Annotated in this window: 8 protein-coding genes; 6 read left to right on the forward strand and 2 right to left on the reverse strand. The window is 60.0% G+C overall.

What is annotated here, in order from left to right:
• Nucleotides 1-506: 506 nt before the first annotated feature.
• On the reverse strand, nt 507-1,559 hold the full coding sequence (locus GGD66_RS20955) for a glycosyltransferase family 2 protein (protein ID WP_143109138.1): 1,053 nt from the start codon (nt 1,557-1,559) through the stop codon (nt 507-509).
• 194 nt (nt 1,560-1,753) lie between these two features.
• Between GGD66_RS20955 and GGD66_RS41565 the strand changes: the two genes are divergently transcribed.
• The 6 genes from GGD66_RS41565 to GGD66_RS20985 all read left to right on the forward strand — a co-directional run bounded on the left by GGD66_RS41565 (nt 1,754) and on the right by GGD66_RS20985 (nt 12,395).
• On the forward strand, nt 1,754-2,425 hold the full coding sequence (locus GGD66_RS41565) for a methyltransferase domain-containing protein (RefSeq protein WP_312014166.1): 672 nt from the start codon (nt 1,754-1,756) through the stop codon (nt 2,423-2,425).
• Between the two features lie 270 nt (nt 2,426-2,695).
• Nucleotides 2,696-3,814, forward strand: coding sequence for a hypothetical protein (locus GGD66_RS20965; protein ID WP_183258864.1), 1,119 nt, complete (start codon nt 2,696-2,698; stop codon nt 3,812-3,814).
• 640 nt (nt 3,815-4,454) lie between these two features.
• Complete coding sequence (locus tag GGD66_RS41570; protein ID WP_244550817.1) at nt 4,455-7,616, forward strand: Ig-like domain-containing protein; 3,162 nt, start codon at nt 4,455-4,457, stop codon at nt 7,614-7,616.
• 270 nt (nt 7,617-7,886) lie between these two features.
• Nucleotides 7,887-9,644, forward strand: a complete 1,758-nt coding sequence (locus GGD66_RS20975) for a type I secretion system permease/ATPase (protein WP_092261968.1) — start codon at nt 7,887-7,889, stop codon at nt 9,642-9,644.
• Nucleotides 9,641-10,957 carry an HlyD family type I secretion periplasmic adaptor subunit gene (locus tag GGD66_RS20980; protein ID WP_018322876.1) on the forward strand — a complete coding sequence of 439 codons (1,317 nt, stop codon included), beginning with the start codon at nt 9,641-9,643 and terminating at the stop codon, nt 10,955-10,957. The genes GGD66_RS20975 and GGD66_RS20980 overlap by 4 nt, the downstream gene beginning before the upstream one ends.
• A gap of 823 nt (nt 10,958-11,780) precedes the next feature.
• Nucleotides 11,781-12,395, forward strand: a complete 615-nt coding sequence (locus GGD66_RS20985) for a transglutaminase-like cysteine peptidase (protein ID WP_092261969.1) — start codon at nt 11,781-11,783, stop codon at nt 12,393-12,395.
• Between the two features lie 40 nt (nt 12,396-12,435).
• Here the strand turns inward: GGD66_RS20985 and GGD66_RS20990 are convergent, their stop codons facing one another.
• On the reverse strand, nt 12,436-17,082 hold the full coding sequence (locus tag GGD66_RS20990; protein ID WP_183258865.1) for a DUF4082 domain-containing protein: 4,647 nt from the start codon (nt 17,080-17,082) through the stop codon (nt 12,436-12,438).
• Nucleotides 17,083-17,103: the final 21 nt, after the last annotated feature.

Genomic DNA, 17,103 nt, shown 5'->3' on the forward strand with positions numbered 1-17,103 from the left:
GAGGCACGCGGCGGCCTGGTTCAAGTCAATTGCGGGACGGGCACCGCTCTCGCGGACGATCAGCGGCGAATTCCAACCTTCGAGAGGTGCAGGACCACCCTGAAGACGCGAGAGCATCGCAAGTCCCATTTGCCTTAGGATGCGCGGGATGAGCCAGGAGCGGCGCTGTGCCCAGAGGGCGGTCGTGACCACCGGGGAAAAGCGGGATACCGAAAATTGGCTCACAATTGGCTCCTCGGCCGGGAAAATCCTGAGTCATCATTTAAAATGGTGCTTGTCGATTTATAGCATATATTCAATATTTAATAAAACGGACTTTTGGGTGTGCCGCTGATTAATGAATAAGCGCGAGCAACAAAACCTATCGTTACAGAGGTCGCGGGCTGCTGCGGCTTGCGTGGGCATTCGACATGCGAACGCTCCTCGGCGGATGCGGAGATGGCTTGCCCAGAACCTGGCTCTGTCACAAACGGCCGGGGCCTATTGAACGTTCAGTTCAGGCACCTTTAGCGATAACCGTGTCGTCTATCGAAGGAAATTTCGGGCCGGCCCGTTCTGCCGTTCATTCCATGCCACAAGCCCGTGATCGTAAGCATGGCAGCCGCTGGAGCACCAAGCAGAAGGTATCTCAGCGCGTACAGCATCCAAATCGCGGAGTGAAAGACCCAGCGCCACCCGGCTCGACGCCGGGAATAGAGGATACCGTTCCGGGCGGACAGGTAGACCGACAAATGGGACTGATCTCTTGGGTCTACGGCCGATCCGATGGTCGTGCCTCCCACATGGCGTATCAGCGCCCCTTCAGCAACTCCGATACGGTGGTTGGCTCGTCGCCGGCCCCAGTCAAGGTCTTCCATATAGAGGAAGTAATCGTCCATCATTAATCCTACATCAGCGATGAAGTCTCTTGTCACGAGCACACAAGCGCCGCTAATCGCATCGATCTTTTCAACCATTTCCGGTGTGAGGCGACGTCCCGCAGGCGAGTTTCGGCCAAGAGCTGTCACACGTCCCGTGAGAGCGGACCATCGAAGCCCATAATTGGCGACCTTGTTCGGGGAATCGTCGAACACCAGAACGCCGCCAACCATGCCGTATCCTTCGGCGGCTTTGGCCACCAACTGTGATAGGCACGTCTCAACAACCTCGGTATCCGGATTGAGAACGAGCACGGCGTGCCACCCGGGTTGACCGAGCAATCTCTCGAGCCAGGCATTAACTCCGCCGCCGTAGCCGAGATTATCAATTGCGAGCGCTATCCTGACCAAATTGGAGCGGGATCGAAATCGACATTTCGCCACGCGGGCCAGTCGCCCTCCCGGTCGATCCAGCTCATTCGAGCAATCTTTCATTTGCTGCAATGTGCCGTGTTCGTGTGCAATGACCTCCATCAAGGAGGCATAAGCTTCCCGGCCGGCATTCTCGCAGATGAAAACATCAAAATTCTCGAGGTCGGACTGGGCAAGTGACTTCAAGCAACGATCCACATCGTCGGGGTTTCCGTACGATACGATGAGGACCGCTAGCTTTGTGGCTTCTTCTGGCCCGGTATTTGACATCGCTCCCTCGCTCGGGTGATGGACGGCCATCGCAAGCCTTGCCGCACCCGTCATGGGTCGAAATGGCGGCCTCGCCCCGCTGGCCATGTTAAATATCGTGATAAATTAAATGTGCGCGGTAATCAATATAATATTGAATTGATTAAATAGACGGCCTATGATCCCTTGGCTGTAAGGAATGGCGATTGATCGAAGTGTCACAAGTCATTGAACATAGCGGGTACGAGAAGGCTGCGTCGAGTCGTTTCCGGCTGGCGCGGTTTTCGATCTTTCTCGATCTGGTGAACTCGATCCCGAGGACCGATCGTCCGTTGCGTATTCTCGATATTGGCGGAGTCGAAGCCTATTGGTCGGACAAGAGGCGCCTAATAGCCCGACCGACTGAAATAACCCTACTCAATCTGGACGGCGGCGGGCCGCCGAAGGCGGGCTTCATATTTTGCCAGGGCGACGCCTGCCATATGCCGGAATTCGCGGACAATAGCTTTGATGTGATCCATTCGAATTCGGTCATTGAGCACGTCGGTCAATGGTCGAGCATGATGGCAATGGCGAATGAGATCCGGCGCATCGCTCCCAATTATTTCGTGCAAACTCCCTACTATTGGTTTCCGATCGAGCCGCACGCGAGAACGCCCTTTCTGCATTGGCTTCCCGAGTCGCTAAAGTTCCGGCTTGTGATGGCTCGGAAGTGTGGCCCTTACTGGTCCAAAGCGGCGACCGTCGACGAGGCGATGAAGACGATACAAAGCTCGTCCCTGCTGGACAAGCGTATGTTCGCTGCATTGTTTCCCGACGCGTCGATCATCTCAGAGAAGATCCTCGGCGTAACTAAATCCCTTATGGCTGCACGAAAGCGCTCTTGATATGTGAGGGAGCGTAAATGGACGGTCAGCTCAGAGAGGTCGATTTATCGCCGAGAGAGGAGAGCGGTTGCGGTGTTGACCAACAGAGGACGTCTTCCTGACGGAGCCGAATAACCGACGGTTGGCGCAAGAGAACTTGAGCCGCACCGCGGTTCAATGTTGCGTATGCAAGGCCCCCCGAACGAATTGTTGATCGGGCTTCTCGTCTTTTGTTCATGGCGAGCGAGCGAGTCGCATCAGTGGTAGCAGGCGCGTCCGAGGTCGTTTAGAATGAAATCCTTGCTCGTTTGGGTCGCCGCGCTAATGATGGTCGCGTCTTCCGATGAAGATGACGTCCGCATTGCGCAAGAGAGCAGCGGCAAGGTCGAATGCACGGCCAACCGTTGCGATGTCAGCGAGCAAAGGGTTTCATCTGCAGCACCTCAGCATCCGGAAGTGCTAAGGCGGTATGCCGTGCGGCCGGGTTGGAGTGTCGCCGGCGTCGATTACGCAGTCGGAGCGGCATCAACATCACTCAAGGATCCGGCGACCATCTCGATGGCGGGTGTTTCGATAGATGCATCGAGCCGCACCATAGCGATTAGCGGAAGCAATATCACGCTTGATGGGTATGATTTTTCGCTTCACGGCGGATATCAGGTGACCATCGCAGGAGCGAATGCGACGATCTCGAACAGCAATTTTGCGATTGGCGCCAATCAGGGATCATATTTGATCTACGGGAGCTCGGCGGCGTCCAATCTGACCATCACGCATAACACCTTTGACGGCAGCGCCATCGGTAACGCCACATCGTTCATTGGTTTCGCGGGTTCGGGCCAGGTCACGATGGAGTACAGTTGGTTCAAGAGGTTTCCGCAGCACGTCGTCGAATTCACGCAGGCAAACGGCAGCCCAAGCTTCTCCGTCGTCTACAAATATAATCTGATCGAGCAAGGGGCGATTAAAGACGGCGCCCATCTGAACTTCCTGCAGTTCGGCGGTGGTACCGCGAGCTCGGTGGATGTCGAGTTCAACACCACCTATCAGACGCCGCAGGCCTCGGGAGGCGAGGGCTTCCAGTTCTACAGCAATACTCAGGGCGGGGTGATCCAGGGTGCCGTCATGGCATACAACACGATGATTGCGACCGGTGGATCCGCCGGTTCAGCGATGTCGTATATGGTTCATGCCAATTCCTATAACGACGGCAGTTCGGCCCTCAGTGGCAGCGTGCACGACAACTTCTTTGATCTGCAGGCGGCGTGGGGGGCATTCTACTCCGCTCCGAGCGGCTGGTCGTTTTCCAACAATATGGATATGCGCACCGGCCAGGTGGTCAATTCGAATAATGCGAGGTCATCCGCAAAATTAAACCGAGCATCGCCACCACGGCCAACGTCGCGCTGATGGTTCGTTTGCGCATCTTCAACAAGACTGCCGAATCCGGCCCGCTTCAAATGCGCGGCCTGGGACGCAACGCATCCCGAGACGCGAACTCACGGCACGCGCGCGTCTAGCTCTTTTTGGCCGCCCCTAGATCCGCGGCCGAGCCGGTGCAATGGATCAGTGCTCAGTAGTGCAGCTCACTCCTGATCTAGGTTTCTTCTTCATCGGCTGCGACATTGTGCGCCAGATGCGAGCTGGTTCGACTGCCATCATTTTCGCTTGGCATGACTAAATCAGATCTTTCGCGCGCAGCTTTCGCAAATTTCGATCCGTTGCGAATTCGCGAGCTTTGTCTTGTAGTTGAACGCGAATGATCAGGTGCTTCATCTGGCGTAAATAATCGAATAAATACGTACTCCAGTATATTGTTATTTTTCGGTGGATAAGTTTGAACGCGCAGTCACTACTTTAGATCCCTGAATTACCTTTGCTGAGTCGTGTTGTTGTCCAAAAAAAGCCTTTGGTGATGAGCCATACGGAGGCCGCCTTGCATCCGAGCTTGGCTCTACATGATCTGAAATCGCTGCGGACTCAAATGGGGGTTATTTGATCGCGCAGTGCGTGGCAGACCAGATTAAACTCGAATAGGGGACTCTCCTTAATGGCAACTTCGCAACTTCCGAACCTGCTTGACGGCTATGCTGTGCGGCCGACCTGGAATGTCGCCGGCGTCGATTATGCAGTTGGGACGACGTCAACATCGCTCAAGGATCCAGCGACGATCTCGATGGCGGGTGTTTCGGTAGATTCGTCGAGCCGCACGATCACAATCAGCGGAAGCAACATCACGCTCGATGGGTATGATTTTTCGCTTCACGGCGGCTATCAGGTGACGGTCGCTGGATCGAATGCGACGATCTCAAACAGCAATTTTGCGATTGGCACCAACCCGGGATCATATTTGGTTTACGGGACCTCCGCAGCGTCCAATCTCACCCTCACACATAATACCTTTGATGGCAGCGCCATCGGCAACGCGACATCGTTCATCGGCTTCGCTGGTTCGGGCCAGGTCACGATGGAGTACAACTGGTTCAAGGAATTTCCGCAGCACATCGTCGAATTCACGCAGGCAAACGGCAGCCCAAGCTTCTCCGTCGTCTACAAATATAATCTGATCGAGCAAGGGGCGATTGAAGACGGCGCCCATCTGAACTTCCTGCAGTTCGGCGGTGGTACCGCGAGCTCGGTGGATGTCGAGTTCAACACCACCTATCAGACGCCGCAAGCCTCGGGAGGCGAGGGCTTCCAGTTCTACAGCAATACTCAGGGCGGGGTGATCCAGGATGCCGTCATGGCATACAACACGATGATTGCGGCCGGTGGATCCGCCGGTTCAGCGATGTCGTATATGGTTCATGCCAATTCCTATAACGACGACAGTTCTGCCCTCAGTGGCAGCGTGCACGACAACTTCTTTGATCTGCAGGCGGCGTGGGGGGCATTCTACTCCGCTCCGAGCGGCTGGTCCTTCTCCAACAATATGGATATGCGCACCGGTCAGGTGGTCAATTCGAATAATACCGAGTCGGCGCCAACATCTTCTCCAGTGGTGGTGCCGGCAGGAGCTGATGGCTCGTCAGGCAGCACATCGTCTGGTTCCGATTCGACCGGTTCTACTCTGCCTGTCGCTCCTGTCATCGCGTCCTTCTCGGCCGACAGCGGTGTCGCCGGCGACCGCATCACGAGCGACAATACGCTCGAGCTCAAGGGTACCGCGGGAGCAAACAGCACCGTCAAGATTTATGATGGCTCGACCCAGATCGGTACAACGACCGCCGATTCTGCAGGCGCCTGGGATTACATCACAAAGGTCCTGACTGACGCCAAGCACACGCTCACCGCAACGTCGACCAACTCGTCGGGTCAGACCAGCGCGGCGTCGTCTGCGTTGGCAGTCACCGTCGACACTCAAGCGCCGGCTGCGCCGACGATTGTCAGCCAAACGGTGAACAGCGCCAATCAGGCTGTGATGTCCGGCAAGGCCGAAGCGAGCAGCGTCGTAAAGGTGTTCGACGGCACGACCCAGATCGGGACCGCGACCGCCGACAGCAATGGCCTGTGGGGCTATACCTCCGGCGTCCTTGCGGCCGGCTCGCACAGCCTGACCGCGAAGGCAACGGATGCGGCAGGGAATACCAGCGCGGCGTCCACCGCGGTCACGGCCAGCACCGGTAGCTCGACGCTCCCAGCCACACCGACGTCGCCGACGCCAACTGCCGGTACGGTAATCGAGTCGGCTGGTGCGACACGTCTCGTTGAGAATGCTGACAAGTACTACCTCAACAGCAGCAGCGGGACGGGCCCCTCGCTGAAGTATGGCGGTGTGGATGTTGTCGACGGGTCAATTGGCACCTGGGCTCCCATTGCCGCCGAGAAGACGGCAACGGGCTATCAGGTTGTCTGGAAGGAGGCGAGCACCGGTCAGTACACGGCGTGGAATACCGACAACAACGGCAACTACGTCTCCCATGTCAGCACCCTGACCGGATCCACGTCGGGCGGCTCGGTATCGGGTACGAACTCTGGCCTTAAGTCGCTCGAGACGAGCTTCCAGCAGGATCTCAACGGTGACGGGCAGGTCGGTGCTTCCAGTGCAACCGCACCGACATCGCCAACGCCAACTGCGGGTACGGTAATCGAGTCGGCTGGTGCGACACGGCTCGTTGAGAATGCTGACAAGTACTACCTCAACACCAGCACCGGGACGGGTCCCTCGCTGAAGTATGGCGGTGTGGATTTTGTCGACGGGTCGGATGGTACCTGGGCTCCCATCGCCGCGGAGAAAACGGCGACGGGCTATCAGGTTGCCTGGAAGGAGGCGAGCACCGGTCAATACACGGCGTGGAACACCGACAACGACGGCAACTACGTTTCCCATGTCAGCACCCTGACCGGCTCCACGTCGGGCGGCTCGGTGTCGGGTACGGACTCTGGCCTTAAGTCGCTTGAGACGAGCTTCCAGCAGGATCTCAACGGTGACGGACAGATCGGTGCTTCCAGTGCAGCCGCACCGACGTCATCAACGCCGACCGCTGGTACGGTAATCGAGTCGGCTGGTGCGACACGTCTCGTCGAGAGTGGCGACAAATACTACCTCAACACCAGCACCGAGACCGGTCCCTCGCTGAAGTATGGCGGTGTGGATTTTGTCGACGGGTCGGACGGTACCTGGGCTCCCATCGCCGCGGAGAAGACGGCGACGGGCTATCAGGTTGCCTGGAAGGAGGCGAGCACCGGTCAATACACGGCGTGGAACACCGACAATGACGGCAACTACGTCTCCCATGTCAGCACCCTGACCGGCTCCACCTCGGGCGGCTCGGTGTCGGGTACGGACTCTGGCCTCAAGTCGCTTGAGACAAGCTTCCATCAGGATCTCAACGGTGATGGACAGGTCGGTACTTCGAGCCTGGCTACGTCGTCCACGAGCACCACGCAGACCATTGCTACTTCGAGCTCAACGACCAGCAACACACAGACGAGCACTTCAGGCAATGACGTGTTCGTTGGCACCAGCAAGGCCGACACTTTCTCGTTTGCCGCGAATTTCGGCAACGATGTCATCAAGGGCTTCGTTGCCAGCGGACCTGCTCACGACACGATCGAGTTCAGTAAGAGCGTGTTCGACAGTTTTGCCAGTGTTCTCTCCCACGCGACCCAATCAGGCGGCGACGTCGTCATCGCGACGGGGGACGACACGCTCACGCTGAAGAACATGAAGGTCGGTTCGTTGACCAGCCAGGACTTCCACTTCGCGTAAGGTGTGGGCATCCACACCGAGTAGTACTCAACAACTGCCTTGGGGATCTCTTGGGGGATCTTCCGTCAAAGGCATGGTTCAAGGGCGACTACCATGATTGACTTTGGACGGCGGGGGGTATTCCCCCCGCCCGCGAATCTCATTCGGATTCCACTTCTTCACATATCAGAGCTCTGGGCGTCCGGACGACAGTGGGCGGATGACGCCGAACTGCGGCCCACGCGACTGATCGGCTTGGCGAGGCGGCCGGTCGAGGCCCTGCGGCAACGGATGTTCGCTGGTCGGTCCGGACCGGCGGAGCACTATGAGGAACCGCAGTCGGAGATGTCGGCTTTCCTGCGGTCTTGCCGCCGGATTTTCTGGGCTCTCGCGGCCTTCAGCGGAATGAGCAATCTCCTCATGCTCACCGGCTCGTTTTTCATGCTGCAAGTCTACGACCGCGTGCTGCCCGGACGCAGCATACCGACGCTGGTCGCCTTGATGGTTCTGGCCACGGTCCTCTACGTGTTTCAGGGTGGGCTCGACTTCGTCAGAAGCAGGATCAGCGCGCGGGTCGGGCGGTATTTGGATGAAAGGCTCGGCGTTCGCATATTCGACGCGCTTGTTCGTCTGCCTTTGAAGACCAGGGCCGATGGCGACGGCCTGCAGCCGGTGCGGGATCTGGATCAGGTCCGCAGCTTTCTGTCGAGCGGCGGGCCGACTGCGCTCTTCGATCTACCCTGGATGCCGATCTATCTCGGCGTTTGCTTCCTCTTTCACTTCTGGATTGGCGTCACTGCGCTGGCCGGCGCGTTGGTGTTGATCGGCATTACCATGCTCACGGAAACCCGGACGCGTGGGCCGGCAAAGGCGTCCTCGCGTCTCGCAGTCTCGCGAGCGGCACTGGCGCTCGAGGGACGGCGAAATGCCGAGGTTCTGCAGGCCATGGGCATGCGGCAGCAGGCGGCGTTGCGTTGGCGGGATGTCAACGCGAAGTACCTCGCGGCCCATGAGCGGGCCAGCGACGTCGCTAACGGGCTCGGAGGCGTCTCCAAGCTCTTTCGAGCGATCTTGCAATCGCTGGTTCTCGCCGTCGGCGCAGTCCTCGTCATCAACCAGGAATCGACGGCCGGGATCATCATTGCCGGATCAATCCTCACGGCGCGGGCGTTGGCGCCTGTCGAAATGGCCATTGCGAACTGGAAAGGGTTCGTTGCTGCCCGGCAATCCGGGGGGCGGCTCGATGCTTTGCTGAAACTTCTGCCCGGCGAGGAGGAGCGGCTGGCATTGCCTCCTCCTGTTGAAACTCTCACCGTCGAGCATCTCTATATCGGGGCTCCGAACTCGGAGCAGCCCACCGTCAATGACGTGTCGTTCCAGTTGCGGCGCGGGCAGGCGGTTGGAATCATTGGTCCGAGCGGATCCGGCAAATCGACGCTGGCACGTGCGCTGGTTGGGGTATGGCCGGGCATTCGAGGCCGGATACGGCTGGACAACGCCGCACTCGATCACTGGTCTTCTGACGCCCTCGGCAAGCACATCGGGTACCTGCCTCAGGACGTGGAGTTGTTCGACGGCAGCATCGCGATGAATATTGCGCGTTTCGATCCGCAGGCGACCGCCGCCGCTGTTCTGGAGGCCGCGCATGCCGCGGGCGCGCACGATCTCATCCTTTCGTTTCCGGATGGCTACGGCACGAAGATCGGCGAGGGAGGATTAGCACTGTCGGCGGGGCAGCGGCAGCGCATTGGGCTCGCTCGCGCCTTCTACGGCAAGCCGTTCCTGGTGGTGCTCGATGAGCCCTCGTCCAATCTCGACGCCGAGGGCGAGGAGGCGCTGACCGAGGCGATCCTGAACGTGCGCCGTCGCGGCGGGATCGTCGTCGTGGTCGCCCATCGTCCGAAGGCGCTTGAAGGCGTCGATCATGTCTTGTGCCTCGGGGAAGGCAGGGTTCAGTCCTTCGGCAAGAGGGAGGAGGTCCTCAAGAAGGTCTTGCGAAATCCCGTGCCGCTCAAGGTGGTCGCGGAAGCTCAAGGAGGCAACCGATGAACGGCCAGGTGGTGGCGCCGGCATTGCAATCCATCCAGCGTTATATGATCGTCGGTATGATCCTGTTCGGTCTGGTGACATTTGGGATCGGCGGTTGGGCGACAACGAGCCAATTGTCGGGCGCGGTGATCGCCCAGGGCGTGGTCGTGGTGGATTCGAGCGTCAAGAAGGTTCAGCACTCCACGGGTGGGATCGTGGGTGAGTTGCGCGTGCGCCAGGGCGATCGGGTCAATGCAGGCGACGTTTTGATCCGCCTCGACGAGACTCAGACGCTCGCCAATGCGACGATCGTCACGAACAGCATCGATGAGCTGCTCGCGCGCCAGTCTCGTCTCGAGGCCGAGCGCGATGGTGCCGAGCAGGTCGTTTTTCCCAAGGTGTTGCTCGACCGAGCCAAGGAGAGCAACTCCGAGGCGAGCCGTGCAATCGCTGCGGAGCGGAAGCTGTTCGACCTCCGCCGTCAGGCAAGGAGCGGCCAAAAAGCGCAGTTGCAGGAGAGAAGCGCGCAGCTGGAGAACGAGATCAAGGGCTATACGGGGCAGACCGAGGCCAAGCAGAAGGAAGTCGAGTTCATCCGCCAGGAGCTCGAGGGCGTGCGCAGCCTCTGGCAGAAGAATCTGGTGCCGATCACGCGGCTCAATTCCCTCGAGCGCGACTCCGCACGCATCGAAGGCGAGCGCAGCCAGTTGGCCGGCATGATTGCGCAATCGAAAGGCAAGATCTCCGAAATCGGCCTCCAGAGCATTCAGATCGACCAGGACCTGCGGACGGAAGTCGGCAAGGACCTCATCGAAACGCGCTCAAAACTCTCCGAACTGGGCGAGCGCAAGACTGCGGCGGTCGATCAACTGCATCGGATCGATATCAGGGCGCCACAATCCGGCCGCGTCCACGAGCTCAGCGTCCACACGGTCGGCGGCATCATCTCACCCGGCGAGCAAATCATGCTGATCGTGCCTGACGCGGATTCGCTTGCCGTCGAGGTCAAGATCGCACCGAAGGACATCGACCAGGTCTATGTGGGGCAGACAGCGACGATGCGCTTCGCAGCGTTCAACCAGAAGACCACGCCCGAGATCGACGGCGAAGTGAGCATGGTCTCGGCAGACATCACGCAGGATCAGCGTGCCGGCACGAGTTACTACACCGGTCGCATCCTGTTGAAGCCGGAGGAGCTGGCGAAGCTCGGTTCGGCCAAGCTGCTGCCAGGAATGCCGGTCGAGGTCTTCATCAAGACGGCTGGTCGGACCGCGCTGTCCTATCTGCTCAAGCCGCTGCACGATCAAGCGGAGCGTGCATTCAAGGAGCGCTGAGCTGGTGCAAGATGGAAGCAGCGCTCGATTGCATGTGTTCGGGACCGGCGCCATTCCCCTGGGCGTCGCGACCAGCGCTGGAAAGCACGGGCGGGCGGTCGCAAGCGCCGGAAGCGGGGGTGCCGGTCCAACGAGCGGGCGTCTCAATCCGGACCGGCGTCTGCAGCCTGATTTGAAATATCCGGCGCAGCATCCAAGAAATCGGGTGGAGCGAACGTGACGAGACCGCCCAACTCCCGGTGAAACGCAGTAAATCGTGGGCCTTCGATTGAGCGACCGCGCCGGACGCTTGTTTTCTCCAGGAGGGGCGATGGGGTGCTCGAAACGATCGTCCGCTCAATACGTCCATTCGCTTGGTATGCAGGCTCATTGCGGCCACGAAACCGAGTATTGCAGCCTCAGCTCCGAGAATGACGAGTAGCTCGACCGGCATTGAGATAGGTCCTGCCCGAGAAAGCCTGTTCGACGGTCTAGCTCCGGCGAATATTTAAATCAGCATGAAAATATATCGATGGCAAATGATTGTTCGCGCGCTCGGCGGGACCAGCATCCGCCGCGCAGTAGCGGCTTTCCCCGAGGGCGATTGAGGTTCTCTCTCTCTCTCTCTCTCTCTCTCTCTCTCTCTCTCTCTCTCTCTCTCGGCGCCATCCCTTCTATTGATTCTCACCCGTGTAGGACGCTCTGCGGCCCTCACTGTTATGTCTTTTGCGCTCAGTCGGATATTTAAATATTATTGCTATTTAAATTAAATATATTACAATAAGTCATTAAATACCCTTTTGGTGGTCAGGCGGCGCGCCGGCCAGCGTACGGAGGGGCGGTGATTCAGCGAACCTCGGGCCCGGTCATCGCCGGCGCCATAGCTCTCGTGATCGGGGGCGTTCAGTGGGCGCGTGCAGCATTGCTGGTCATGCCAAAGCCTCCCCGTGCGGACCTTGCACACATCGAGCTGGGGCGTCCCGCTCTTCCGCCCCTCACTTACACGGTGTTTTGCCTGCGCTATGAGGCCGAGTGTCGTCCGCGACGCTTCTTCCGCGGCGGGCCGATCCGGTTGACGAAGGAACGGTGGGCGGAACTGGATGCAGTCAATCGCGCAGTGAACCGGGCCATTGTTCCGCAACCTAACGAACTCGGCCTTGCACATGAGGAGTGGCTCATTAATCCGGCTCGCGGCGATTGCAACGACTACGCAGTGAGCAAGCGTCATGAACTGCTGCAACGTGGCTGGCCCGCGCGGGTTCTGCTATTGAGCGAAGTGGTGCGAGGTTCTGGAGACCATCACCTTGTGCTCGTGGTGCGTGCCAGGACTGGCGATTTGGTCCTCGATAATTTAACGCCCGAGATAAAGCCTTGGTCGCGGGCACAGTACGGTTGGATCCGGATGCAGACGCCGCGCGACAACCGAATGTGGGCGACGACTGGCCGCTCAGGAGCATGATTTCTGCGGTGGCGACAGGCGAGAGCAGGCTCGCCCGCCGTCAGGACGCCGCAAGGCCCAGCGTGTTCCCGGCGGCGGCCGTCGAGTCCAGCCAACGTCGGATCGTACCGTCATATATATCGGCACCGTAGAGCCAGCCGTCGGGCCCTTTCTGCAGGTCCACGATGCCTTGTACGTTGTCCACCAACTGAACGCTTGCGATCTGCCGGTTCGCATCCAACGTCGCAGCGAAGATTGTTCCGTTATAGACGTCGTCGAAGAACATCGTATTCTGATTATAGAAATCTCCAGCGGTGATTACATGGGCGTTGTCGGGTGCGCCGTGGCTAAGAGACAGGATCGGGAAGGCGGCAGGCGGGTCTGACAGATTGTTGCGGTTGCCGTTATTATAGAAAGTGATCGCCTGGGACAGGTTTTGGTAGCTGGCGGTTTTGTCCGGACCTTCAAAGTATGGCCATCCAAAATTAGAGCCGGCAGGGCCCGTATCGATCTCTTCCCAGTTGTTCCAGCCCACGTCTCCGAGCACAGGCAGATTCGTAACGGGATCGAAGCTGAAGCGGTACGCGTTGCGGACGCCGTAGTAGAACACTTTCGACTGATTGCTGTTTGGGTCGCCAGCCTGATAGTACGGATTGCCGGGCGCTCCCTCACCCGTAATAGGATCGATCCGCAAGAGCTTGCCCGAGAGATTGTGGATGTCCTGGACCCGCACTGCGCGGGGATCGACGAAGTTGTACGACGTGCCATCCCCGACCGTGAGGTAGAGATAGCCGTCGGGACCGAAATGAACGGCACCGATCGAATGGGAATCGCTGTCGGTCGCAAGATAGTCCCGGATGTTCTGGTTCTGGATGCCGGCCCTATCGGGATCGTTGTCCTGCGCTCCTGTCTCGATCTGGCTCGCAGGAGCCGTGATGGTGGTGCCGTTGACGATGCCCGAAGGAACGATGCTGGGATCACCGCCGCTGTTTGCGTCGGGACGGCTGGTATAGGCCCAGATGCTGTTCTTGCCGACCAGCACCACTTCGCTGGACGGATCGGCAATCATCGTGGTGGGGTCGACTGTCACCCTCACCAGACGGCTAGGTCTGTTGCCACCCCCATCGGCCGCTGCGAGCCCGCTCTGAGTCGTCGTCTCGGGCGGATCGTAAGTGTACAGCAGATAGACATAGTGGTTGCTTGCGAAATTCGGGTTCACCGCGATTCCCAGCAGCCCGCGATCGCCGAAATCATTCACCTCGCTCGAAAGGTCGATGAGCGGAGTCGATCGCAATGTGCCGTTGTCCACCACGCGCACCACGCCGTCCTTCTGCGCAACCAGCATGTAGCGGCCGTCGGGCGTCCAGTCCATCGCCGCAGGCTGGTTCAGACCCGACACCGCGGTCTCGCCCACCAGGTTGCCGAGAGCGGGGTTGTCATTATCCAGGATCTTCACGGTCGTCGTCGCCTGGGAGCCGAGTGTGGCGCCGGTTGGGTTGCTCAAGGTGACGGTGAAGGTCTCGTCGTTCTCCGGTGTCGTATCATTGATGATCGGCACGGAGATGGTCTGGCTCACCTGTCCGGCGGCAAAGGTGACCGTACCGGTCGTGGTCGTGTAGTCGGCCCCCGCGATTGCGCTGCCGCTGCTCGTCGTGAAGCCGACCGTGGCTGCTTGACTGGCGTTCCCGCTGCGCAGCAGCGTGACCGTCGCCGTTGGGCTAGTCTCGGCAACGCTCAACACGACGTCTGCCATTGCGATCGAGGCGGGTGAGTCGTCGTCGATGATGCTGACGAGGACGGTGCGTGGAGCTCCGAGGGATCCGGAGCCCGGATTTTGAAGTCCGATTGCGAACGTCTCATTGCCCTCGGTGAGTTGATCGTTGACGATCTGGATAGTGAAGCTCTTGGTGCTCTCTCCCGGTCCGAAGACGACCTGGCCGGTGTTCGTCCGACCATTGAAGGTGGGCTGGATGAAATCCGATCCAGCAGTCGCGGTACCGCCGGTGCCGATCTCATTCGTCGTGTACTCTACGGTGTTTTGAGACGAGAGGTCGCCGGAGCGCACGACGGTGATGGTGGCCGTGCCGGACGCTTCGCCGACATAGATCGTAGAAGTGTTGAGTAGTGCGATGACGTTGGAGGGAGCGAACACGACGTCGCGAAAATAGTTTGAATTCTGATAGACGGCGGTGGGGAAGACGCCCGCGCTGTAGTTGAAGACACCTGCGCCGACCGGAGCGTTCAGGCCGCCATGGCTAATGCCGGAGGCGAAGCCCTGGGTTGTGGAGACGTAGTAACTGTTGATGTTGACCGAGACCACATAGGTCGTGCCGGCCGCGATGGTGAGCGGCGTGGCGAGCGCCTGCTGCTGCCAGCCCGATGCGCCTTCGTTGGTGAACGTGACCGTCGCCAGCTCCTGGCCCGTTGCCGACCAGATGTGGCCGACATGGGTGCCGGTCTCGTTCGAGGCCTTGTAGTACCGGATCGCCTGAATCACGCCGGAATTATCGGCGGTGAAGCGCATCCCCAGCTCATAGTCCGCCCCTGTCCCGTCGGTGGCATTGGTGTTGGATGGCGTCTGGGTGGTGAACAGGGTGGTGGTGGCACTCGCAGCTGTAACCGTCGTCGTGGCCGCGCTGATTGCGTTCTCGCCGGTACCGAGCAGATCGGTGTAGGTGGCATTCACCCGGATCCGCTTGCCGACCAGGCTGCTGTCGAGGGTGAGGCTCGAGGTCGTGGCGGACAGATTCGTCCAGGTGGTGCCGTCGGGGCTACTCTGCCAGCGATAGGTGATGCTCGCCGGGACGCCGTCGGGATCCGTGACGCTGGCCGTCAGGGTCTGGTTCTGGGTCGCCGTGCCGCTGATCGTGACGACGCCGACGTCGTTGACGTTGGCCACCTTCGTGGCGGTCCCGGCGCTCACCGGGGTCTCGCTGCTGCCCAGCAGGTCCGTGTAGAGGGCGGTGACACGTATGAAGCTGCCGACCTGGGCCTGCCCGAGCGTCAGCGTGCTCGCCGTCGCGCCGGCGATGTTGCTCCACGCGGTGCCGTTCGTGCTTTGCTGCCACTGATAGGTGACGGTGCCCGGCACTCCATCCGCATCACTCACCGTCGCGGTCAAAATCTGATTCTGCGTCGGGGTCCCGCTGACGCTCACCGTACCGGGGTGATTGTTGGGCGTCGACGAGCCCGCCGCGAACGCGACGTCGCGGAAATAGTTTGTATTCTGATAGGTGGCGGTCGGGAAGACGCCCGCGCTGTAGTCGAAGACGCCGGCGCCGGCCGGAGCGTTCAGGCCACCATTGCTGATGCCCGAGGCGAAGCCCTGCACGGTGGAGACGTAATAGCTGTTGATATTGACCGAGACCACATAGGTCGTGCCGGCCGCGATGGTGAGCGGCGTGGCGAGCGCCTGCTGCTGCCAGCCCGATGCGCCTTCGTTGGTGAACGTGACCGTCGCCAGCTCCTGGCCCGTTGCCGACCAGATGTGGCCGACATGGGTGCCGGTCTCGTTCGAGGCCTTGTAGTACCGGATCGCCTGAATCACGCCGGAATTATCGGCGGTGAAGCGCATCCCCAGCTCATAGTCCGCCCCTGTCCCGTCGGTGGCATTGGTGTTGGATGGCGTCTGGGTGGTGAACAGGGTGGTGGTGGCACTCGCAGCGGTAACCGTCGCCGTGGCGGTGCTGGTTGCGTTCTCGCCGGCGCCGAGCAGGTCGGTGTAGGTGGCATTCACCCGGATCCGCTTGCCGACCAGGCTGCTGTCGAGGGTGAGGCTCGAGGTCGTGGCGGACAGATTCGTCCAGGTGGTGCCGTCGGGGCTACTCTGCCAGCGATAGGTGATGCTCGCCGGGACGCCGTCGGGGTCCGTGACGCTGGCCGTCAGGGTCTGGTTCTGGGTCGCCGTGCCGCTGATCGTAACGATGCCGACGTCGTTGACGTTGGCCACCTTCGTGGCGGTCGCGGCGCTCACCGGGGTCTCGCTGCTGCCCAGCAGGTCCGTGTAGAAGGCGGTGACACGTATGAAGCTGCCGACCTGGGCCTGCCCGAGCGTCAGCGTGCTCGCCGTCGCGCCGGCGATGTTGCTCCACGCGGTGCCGTTCGTGCTTTTCTGCCACTGATAGGTGACGGTGCCCGGCACTCCATCCGCATCGCTCACCGTCGCGGTCAAAATCTGATTCTGCGTCGGGGTCCCGCTGACGCTCACCGTACCGGGGTGATTGTTGGGTTTCTTCGAGCCCGCAGCGAACGCGACGTCGCGGAAGTAGTTTGTATTCTGATAGGTGGCGGTCGGGAAAACGCCCGCGCTGTAGTCGAAGACGCCGGCGCCGGCCGGAGCGTTCAGGCCACCATTGCTGATGCCCGAGGCGAAGCTCTGCGGGGTGGAGACGTAATAGCTGTTGATATTGACCGAGACCACGTAGGTCGTGTCGGCCGCGATGGTGAGCGGCATGGCGAGCGCCTGCTGCTGCCAGCCCGATGCGCCTTCGTTGGTGAACGTGACCGTCGCCAGCTCCTGACCCGTTGCCGACCAGATGTGGCCGATATGGGTGCCGGTCTCGTTCGAGGCCTTGTAGTACCGGATCGCCTGGATCACGCCGGACGTGCCGCTGGTGAAGCGCATCCCCAGCTCATAGTCGGCCCCTGTCCCGTCGGTGGCATTGGTGATGGACGGCGTCTGGGTGGTGAACAGAGTGGTGGTGGCCACTTTCTGTACTCCGGGCTAGTC

This window comes from Bradyrhizobium sp. CIR48, from assembly GCF_014198315.1.
Taxonomy (GTDB): Bacteria; Pseudomonadota; Alphaproteobacteria; order Rhizobiales; family Xanthobacteraceae; genus Bradyrhizobium.